5 protein-coding genes are annotated in these 7,648 nt (G+C 41.2%); 2 read left to right on the top strand and 3 right to left on the bottom strand.

Annotated features, from left to right (window positions below; all coding sequences use genetic code 11):
• On the bottom strand, positions 1–182 hold a 182-nt coding region (locus G561_RS0106075), incomplete at its 3' end, for a transposase (protein ID WP_028858752.1).
• Between the two features lie 443 nt (positions 183–625).
• On the opposite strand from G561_RS0106075, the gene G561_RS0106070 reads away from it, so the two are divergent.
• Entirely contained in the window at positions 626–1,399 is a 774-nt protein-coding gene (locus tag G561_RS0106070; RefSeq protein WP_028858751.1) for a hypothetical protein, read from the top strand.
• A gap of 177 nt (positions 1,400–1,576) precedes the next feature.
• Here G561_RS0106070 and murU read toward each other — a convergent pair whose 3' ends face one another.
• Positions 1,577–2,353, bottom strand: coding sequence for an N-acetylmuramate alpha-1-phosphate uridylyltransferase MurU (gene murU, locus G561_RS0106065; protein WP_051584396.1), 777 nt, complete (start codon positions 2,351–2,353; stop codon positions 1,577–1,579).
• Positions 2,354–2,438: 85 nt separating this feature from the next.
• Positions 2,439–3,626 carry an aminoglycoside phosphotransferase family protein gene (locus tag G561_RS0106060; RefSeq protein ID WP_081794388.1) on the bottom strand — a complete coding sequence of 396 codons (1,188 nt, stop codon included), beginning with the start codon at positions 3,624–3,626 and terminating at the stop codon, positions 2,439–2,441.
• A gap of 676 nt (positions 3,627–4,302) precedes the next feature.
• Between G561_RS0106060 and G561_RS0106055 the strand changes: the two genes are divergently transcribed.
• The gene (locus G561_RS0106055; protein ID WP_028858748.1) at positions 4,303–7,638 is read left to right on the top strand and encodes an LPS-assembly protein LptD; all 3,336 of its coding nucleotides are present in this window, start codon (positions 4,303–4,305) and stop codon (positions 7,636–7,638) included.
• The last annotated feature ends 10 nt before the right edge of the window (positions 7,639–7,648 follow it).

Below are 7,648 nucleotides of genomic sequence, written 5' to 3'. Positions count from 1 at the left end.
TGCTGTTTGGTATTGAATGCCGTAGGGATAACTGCCAAAGCCTGCTTTTTCCAGTTGCTGATTTGGGTTGCATGAACCCCATATTCTGCGGTTAACTCGTTGAGGGTCTTGTGTTCTTTGATGGCTTCAACGGCGACTTTGCTTTTAAATTCAGCATTGTGACGCTTACGTACTTTCGTCATTAGATAGACCTCTTTTTCTAAAGGTTATTCTATCTTATTTGCTACAATTTTTTGGTCTAGTTTTCCGGGAGTATTATAATATTAACAACGAAAAAGAGCTTCCTATTTTGTCTATTGTTATTATTTTTAACTAATAATGACTCGATAATTGGACCATCAAATTATGTCAGCAACAAGATTTTTTTAACAAACTCAAGTTAACAAAACTAAATATCTCATTTTTTTGGCCTATAATATTGATCTACAAAATTGATTAGAAATTAACTACAAACGAATCAACTCAGTGGCGAATCAAGAAACAGTTATTACAAATGATGCAGATATCGCTAATTAACTCTCAGTAAGTCTATGGAAACTAATGTGTTGGGTGTAAACTTATTAATAGGTATAGTGACTCATTAAGCCTTTAGCCCCTACTATGTTTTATAAAAAAGCGGACAATCATGCAAAATGAAAAACCCCCATCATCTTCCCCTGACAACAGAGGGACATTAAAAAAATGGCTACCTGCAATAGCTCTTGCCTTAGCCATACATGCCCTTTTATTGATTGTTTTTTTTAATAGTCAAAAAAGCGCAAGCGTTGACGACTCAGAGGTCACAACACAGGCTAGCGAAGCCACTACAGATGCTGAAGATTTGGCGCATGAAAAAGAAGTTCTGCTCACTTTGATAGAGGAGCGGACCTTAACTAAAAAAGAGGAAGACTCTGCTGAGAGCAGCGCTGAGGACACCAACTCTGATGACAGCAAGGATGAGAGCAAAAAAGAGGAGTCCGCTAAATCAGAGATTGATACTAAAGCAGAAGAGGACAGTAAACAGAGCGAAGGTAATAATGGAAATAGCAAAGATAAAAAACAATCTCAAAAAAATGTGACCCAAAATAACGGTCAAAAACAACAAAACACAAGTCCACCTTTGGACAGCAGTGCTTATACTCCTCAACCTGCGATTAACCCAAATGACGCTGTACTGCTTCCACGAGATTTACCCCAAGTGGAGCATACCCCTATTATTGGCAATAGCACCTATGCCAATACCGCTAAGCAGTCACAGGATATTAGTGATCAGCTAAGTAGTGCAGTTAACGAGATCAAGGAGCAAAAACTTCGTGAAATTGAAAAACAGCAACAAGCCAGTAGAGAGGCTTACTTAAAGAACCAGCCAGCATCTGCTCAGCCTGAAGCCACTAAGCCGGCTACTAACTCAGCTAATTAATTTATTGCTGTTAAGTAGTTAGTTAAATAAATAAGTAATTAACTAAATAATCATAGGCACTGTGCTTTTGACTTATGTTTTAATTTGCAAAAAAATCGGCCATTAAGGCCGATTTTTTGGTTGTGACAAAGTAACTGCTATAAATCAATTATTAGCAACTAATGACTATAAATTAATTTAATCAAGGCTAGCTTTATGCACTCCTGCGCCTTCTGAGGCAATTTTTTGATTTATTTGCTCAAGACGCTCAGAGGTTCCCACATCTACCCAATACGCTTGCATTACCTCAGCCGTCACTTGCAGCTTTAGCATAGCTTGCTTGAGCAGCGGAGCCAAAGGAGCAACTTGCCCTTCAGCGATGCCTTTTACTAGGTCAGGTGAGATGACACTAACCCCAGCAAAGGTATATTTCTGGGCCCCAGCGACAGCTTGTTCACTGGCCATACCATTATTAATAGCAAAGTCGCCTTGCAAGTTATGCTCAGGGTTATTAATCATCAATAAATGAGCTTTCTGGTCAGCTGTCATCACATAGTCTGTTAATTGTGCCAGATCATAATCCGTCCAGACATCGCCATTAATAAGGATAAAAGGTGATGGTTTCAGAAGACCATCACGCAGTGCTTTAGCAATCCCGCCTGCTGTCTCAAGCGGTTCCCCATCTTCAACGGACCAATGGATTTTCACGCCGTATTGACTACCATCACCAAGCGCCGCCATTAGCTTATCTGATAACCATGAAGTATTAATAATAATATCATCAATCCCAGCTGCTTTTAGTGCTTTTATATGCCACACAATCAGCGGCTGACCACCCACTTCCACTAAGGGCTTAGGCGTGGTTAGGGTTAAGGGCCGCAGCCGCGTTCCCTTACCTGCAGCCAAAATCATGGCTTGGGTAATCTTAGTACCACTTGGATCTGATACTGAGCTTGTGGCTGGGTTAGTACTCATGATAGACCTTATTTGTTGGGGTGAATGATCAATACTGGCAAAACTAGCTTGTAAAAACTGGCTTCTAAATGAACTGCCTCTTCAATTACGCAAATTTTTGCTTAAATTTGGGTTCGACCTGCTGCTGCAACCACTGTAAAGCAGGCTGAATGAAGGCTTGGGTTTGAGCATCTTCATATTGACTGAGCCACTTCATTTCAATCATTAAATCTCGCCATACTTTTGGAATATCAGCTAGATAACGGGGTTTTCCATCACGCTCTGCTAGTCGAATAAAGATACCAAGCACTTTAAGATGACGCTGTATGCCCATTAAATTCACTTGACTGGTAAACTCTGTCAGCGTGTCAGCAGTAGCTTCATGCACCTCTTTGCTTCGCTGCCAATAGTATTCAATCCAAGATTCAACTTGAGACTCACTCCAATCCACATAGGCATCTCTTACCAAAGACACCAAATCATAAGTATAGCTACCAATTAAAGCGTCTTGAAAATCAATAACGCCAAGCTCACTACTATGATATTGATCCTGCATTAAGTTGCGGCTATGGTAATCTCTATGTACCACTACTTCTGGGTGCTGCAATAGTTGCTCAATTAAAGCTTGAGTAAAGTCTTGCCAGATACCTTGAGTCTCAGAGCTTAGCTCTACGCCAAGGTATGGCAAAAACCATTCGGTAAATAAGTCCATCTCACGCTGTAAGGTCGCAGCATCATAGTCAGGCACATCAAAATCTTTTTTGGCCTGCTCGATATCAAGCGTTTGTAGCTGTAACAAACAGTCAATCGCCCAACGATACAGCTCATCAATACGGCCACTATCTTGCTTAATTTTGGCCTCTGCAATTAAATGAGCAAATTCAATACTGCCAAAATCTTGTAGCACCAAAAACCCTTGCTCGACTTCTTGAGCCAATAAAGTAGGCACATTAATTTTCGGAGCCATCAAGTTATCTATACGCACAAAGCTTTCGATAGGTTCAAGCTGAGGCGGCGCATCCATCACGATGTAGCTTGGATCTAACTCCTGCTCTATACCTTCGATGCTAGCAGACTGCTCATCAGCGCTACCCTCAAGATACACTCTGTGATAGCGGCGAAAACTGGCATCACCTGGCAAACTTTCAATGCGCACTTTATGATGAGGAAAAGCTGCTTCAATAAACTGTATCAGTTGCTGGTATCGCTGCTCAGTATGATAGGCTGCTGCAGAGTTTGCTGTTATCGGCGCTTTATTATGAGCACTGGCGGAGTTTTGTTCTGGATTAGTCATAGTTAAATTGCTTTTATATTGAAGAGAGATACGGGTATGTGATGCTCATACAAATCTTTAACAGTTAGCCAATAGGATATGAGCGTAAAATTATGAATAATACTCTAGTTTCAAAGTTGGTTTAAGGTATCTTGGGTGTAAAAACAAGCTTTAGGGTAAATTATCAGGCTAAACAATCATTAGGCTAAACAACTATTAGGCTAAATAATAACTATAAAAAAATAACCATATAGCCAAATAAAGCGACTGCTTAAGCTGCGAAATAGCTGGATTATACTTCAAAGCCTATTGATTATATTTTAAAGCCTATAGTGTAGCTGATTTGCCTTTTTTTGACTATGATAAGATATTGCAGATTTATATACTCACAACGGTGCCACAAGGCTATATAATAGGGGCTATTTCAAAAGCTTATCAATAACAACTTATAATATTAGTTTGATATAAAGTGGATTATATCATTGTAATAAAAGATAATAAGCCTTAGTACGATATTATGGTTTAGTACCATATTGTGGTTTAGTACAATATTGTCGTCTAGTGCAATATTGGTTTAACAAAACTGGTTTGATACAAAATTAGAATGTAGCTGTTGCCCTAAGCAAGCTTTTATTTTTATAGGGGCTGATTGATTAGGGTAAGATCAAAATATTTTTCAACTCAATAAGGTAATCTTTTGCTGTACTCGCAACTCTACCGCAGTATATTGCGTGCTTGCCGTGAATTTACACGCCAACCGCATTACACCAGTCGCTTAGTCATCAGCTTACCGCTGCTGATTAGCGTGCCTAGTGCTTATGGAGCTATTGTTAGCCCACAGGCTGAGTCTGTCTCGTCTCTTGATTCAGTGCAAACTGTGAAAGCCAGCCCTGCTAGCGATAAAACTAGCAGTAAGAAGCCACAGATTGCTAATAAAGGACAAAAAGAGCAAATAGCTACCTTATCGGACTCTTCACGGGTTACTTATAAACGAGTTACTCATACCAAAGCACCTGCCTCAAATCCAGAGCTAGAAGAGTCCATTAGCAATAAATTTTCTTACTCTAACGCCCCTTCACCAGCTTCAAGCTTAACCTCTACCCCAAATAAAAATGTGGCACAGACCCAAGAAGAGGCCTTAGAAGCTGTCGGGTTTGAGACTAAACCGACTGAGCCTACACTAGCGTTAGCGGATAATAACCTCATTGAAAATACTATAAGCTATCCTGAGGATGAGTTTATTGAGTTAAAGAGTACGTCTGCCTCTGCAGTGCCCGGGCGTAATAATTCGACAGCCACTACTAATAGCCGCTTAGATAATACCAGTAATAAAGAGGAAACTGAGCTTAGAGCGCCGACCAACCCAAAATCAGGTAAAGGCCTTTCTGACTCAAGCAGAGCTGCAGCCACCTCTTCCTCTAATGCTCCTAAAAGCTCAAAAATTAGTCAAAGAGTAGATAACTCTAAGGCTTTGGCCTCTACTTTTAAAGAAGACTCGGTACAAAAAAGCTTGGAGCGCCTATCACAATTTTATCAGTCGCAATCTGAAGAGCTGCGTGAGCGCATTAACAGTAATGACAATTCGACAAAGGGCGCTCAGGTAGTCGAAGCTCAAACCTTCGCTCCTGTTGCTGCCCCTAATATCTTTAATTATCAGGCAGATGGTGCATCCGCCTATCGCTGTGAAGGGGTTTGGGTTACGCCAAACACCGCTGGAGCCGATGCCAACTATCAACAAGCCGTTCAGAGGGCGCAGCAACAAGATGGGCTATCTACGGCCAATGGACTGCCCCTACATGCCGTTGCTGACTATGGTTACTATGACAATGATACCTATGTAGAGCTTGCTGGTAATGTGGAGGTTATGCAAGACGGCAAACTAGTTACTGCCGATCAAATTGCTCTAGATCTTAATACTGGCATCGCTGGCGCAAAAGGCGGTGTGCTTCTGGCAGAGTCAGGATCAAAACAGCTGCCTCAAGCTGGAAGCCAAAAACAAACCCTAAAAAATAGCAGTGCTGGCATGATTGCCGTGGCAGAAGAGCTTGCTTATGATACTCATAGCAGTAAAGCCACAGCCTATGATGTGGCTTTTGCCAGCGTGCCCATGCAGGCCCATGGCTATGCGCACCGATTAAACAAGCCTGACGACACTCATTATGAGCTTGAAAAAGTTATGTTCTCTACCTGCCCGCCTACTGATCGTAAGTGGCAGATAGAAGCAGAGCAAATTGATATTGATAGCGAAAGTGGCCGCGGAGAAGCTTATGATGCTACTTTCCGTTTGGGCAACGTGCCTATATTTTATCTGCCTTATTTCAACTTCCCAGTTGATGACCGCCGCAGTAGTGGCTTGTTAACCCCCAGTGCTCGTATTGATAGTGATAGTGGCCTAAAGTTAAGTGTTCCTTACTATCTAAACTTAGCTCCTAATTACGATGCCACCATTACGACTGATGTCTATACCAACCGTAATCCCATGATTACCGGTGAAATGCGCTACTTGACTGAGAACTACGGTCATGGTCAGCTGACCACCGCTTATATGCCCAGAGATAAAAAATATGATGATGAAGATAGAACTGGGATTTTCTATCGTCATGACTGGGCGTCTGAAAATATTCCTCGCTTAACGGCAGATGCGGTTTATAGTTACGTCTCTGACCCTGACTACATCAACGACTTCGATGACTACGGCTTAGTAGAAAACCGTCTAAACTTACCAAGACGCGGCCGAGTCAAATACTATGATGACTTCGTTGATGCTGAATTGAAGGTAGAGACTTTTCAAACTCTAAAGGCGGTAGATGCCCAAGGTAATGTAATAGCGGATAAAGATAAGCCTTATTCTCGCTTACCGCAGCTAACAGTCGACTATCGCCTTCCTAAGTTTAACAATGCTTTGGATAACTTTGTCGTTACCGGAACTCACGATTCGGCCTACTTTAAGAAGTCGATTAATGATGGTTCTGAAAGTGAAAAAAGTGGGATCCGACTCTACAATAAAATCAGCGCTAGTTACCCTGTAGAGAAGACTTGGGGTTACGTTAAACCTAAAGTTAGCTTGCAGCATTTGTATACAGCTTTTGATGAAGAAAGCCGTATCGACAACAATGTCTCAAAAGATGATAATGATCAATCGGTGTTCGTGCCTAGCTTTAGTGTAGACTCAGGACTAAACTTTTATAGTGCCGGCTCACCTTTTGGTTGGTTTGACAACAGTATGGGAGGCTATCAACTTTTAACTCCCCGCATCAAATACAGCTACTCTCCTTATGAGAATCAAAGTGCTTTACCTAACTTTGATACCCGCATCGCCTCTTTTGATTATGACCAATTATTTGCTGATAGTTGGTTCTTAGGTCATGATAGGATTGCCGATAACAATAGCGTGGCTTTAGGGCTTAACTATCGTTATATTGATTCGATGGGTGTCACACGCTTTGATGGCGGTATCGGTGATCAATTCTTCCTAAACAAACCCAAAGTAGGTTTGGATGAGACTGAAGGAACTTTAGATGTAAATTCAACAGGTGTTGCTTGGCGTTCAAGCTTACAGCCCTATCGTAACCTTTGGTTTGATTTTAATGGGGCCTTAGACTCAGACAACAATTTAAACTACATCGCGAGCCAAGTTCGCTATAACCCCACACCAAATAGCTTAATTAACTTTGGTGTAATTGAGCGTAAAGAAGATCTCATCACCAATCAAGCGGCTTTATCTGCTTTGACTGCTTCGACCATTATCCCAATTAACGAAAACTGGCGATTATTAGGTCAGGGACAATTTGATACCGACGATAATAAATTTATTGATGCCACAGTTGGTATAGACTATGAAGATTGTTGTTATGGGTTTTCAATCTATGGCCGTAGTTACTATAATGACCTAAACTTAGAAGACAAACCTACGCGTGCCATCATGGCAGAGTTTAGAATTAATGGCTTTGGCGATAGAAGAAGCCGCTTAACTAAGCACTTAGATGACAAAATCCTAGGTCTAGAACCTGTAGACTACTTATGGAAAAAATAATTTAAACTAA

Origin of the sequence: Psychrobacter phenylpyruvicus DSM 7000 = NBRC 102152 (assembly GCF_000685805.1) — a bacterium.
In the GTDB taxonomy this organism is placed as follows: domain Bacteria; phylum Pseudomonadota; class Gammaproteobacteria; order Pseudomonadales; family Moraxellaceae; genus Psychrobacter; species Psychrobacter phenylpyruvicus.
The sequence above is the reverse complement of the archived record's forward strand: the minus strand, read 5'-3'. Positions and strand labels throughout refer to the sequence as shown.

Coding starts and splice junctions, on each gene's coding strand:
- G561_RS0106070 (WP_028858751.1), top strand. CDS start 626: ATGCAAAATGAAAAACCCCCATCATCTTCCCCTGACAACAGAGGGACA.
- murU (WP_051584396.1), bottom strand. CDS start 2,353: ATGAGTACTAACCCAGCCACAAGCTCAGTATCAGATCCAAGTGGTACT.
- G561_RS0106060 (WP_081794388.1), bottom strand. CDS start 3,626: ATGACTAATCCAGAACAAAACTCCGCCAGTGCTCATAATAAAGCGCCG.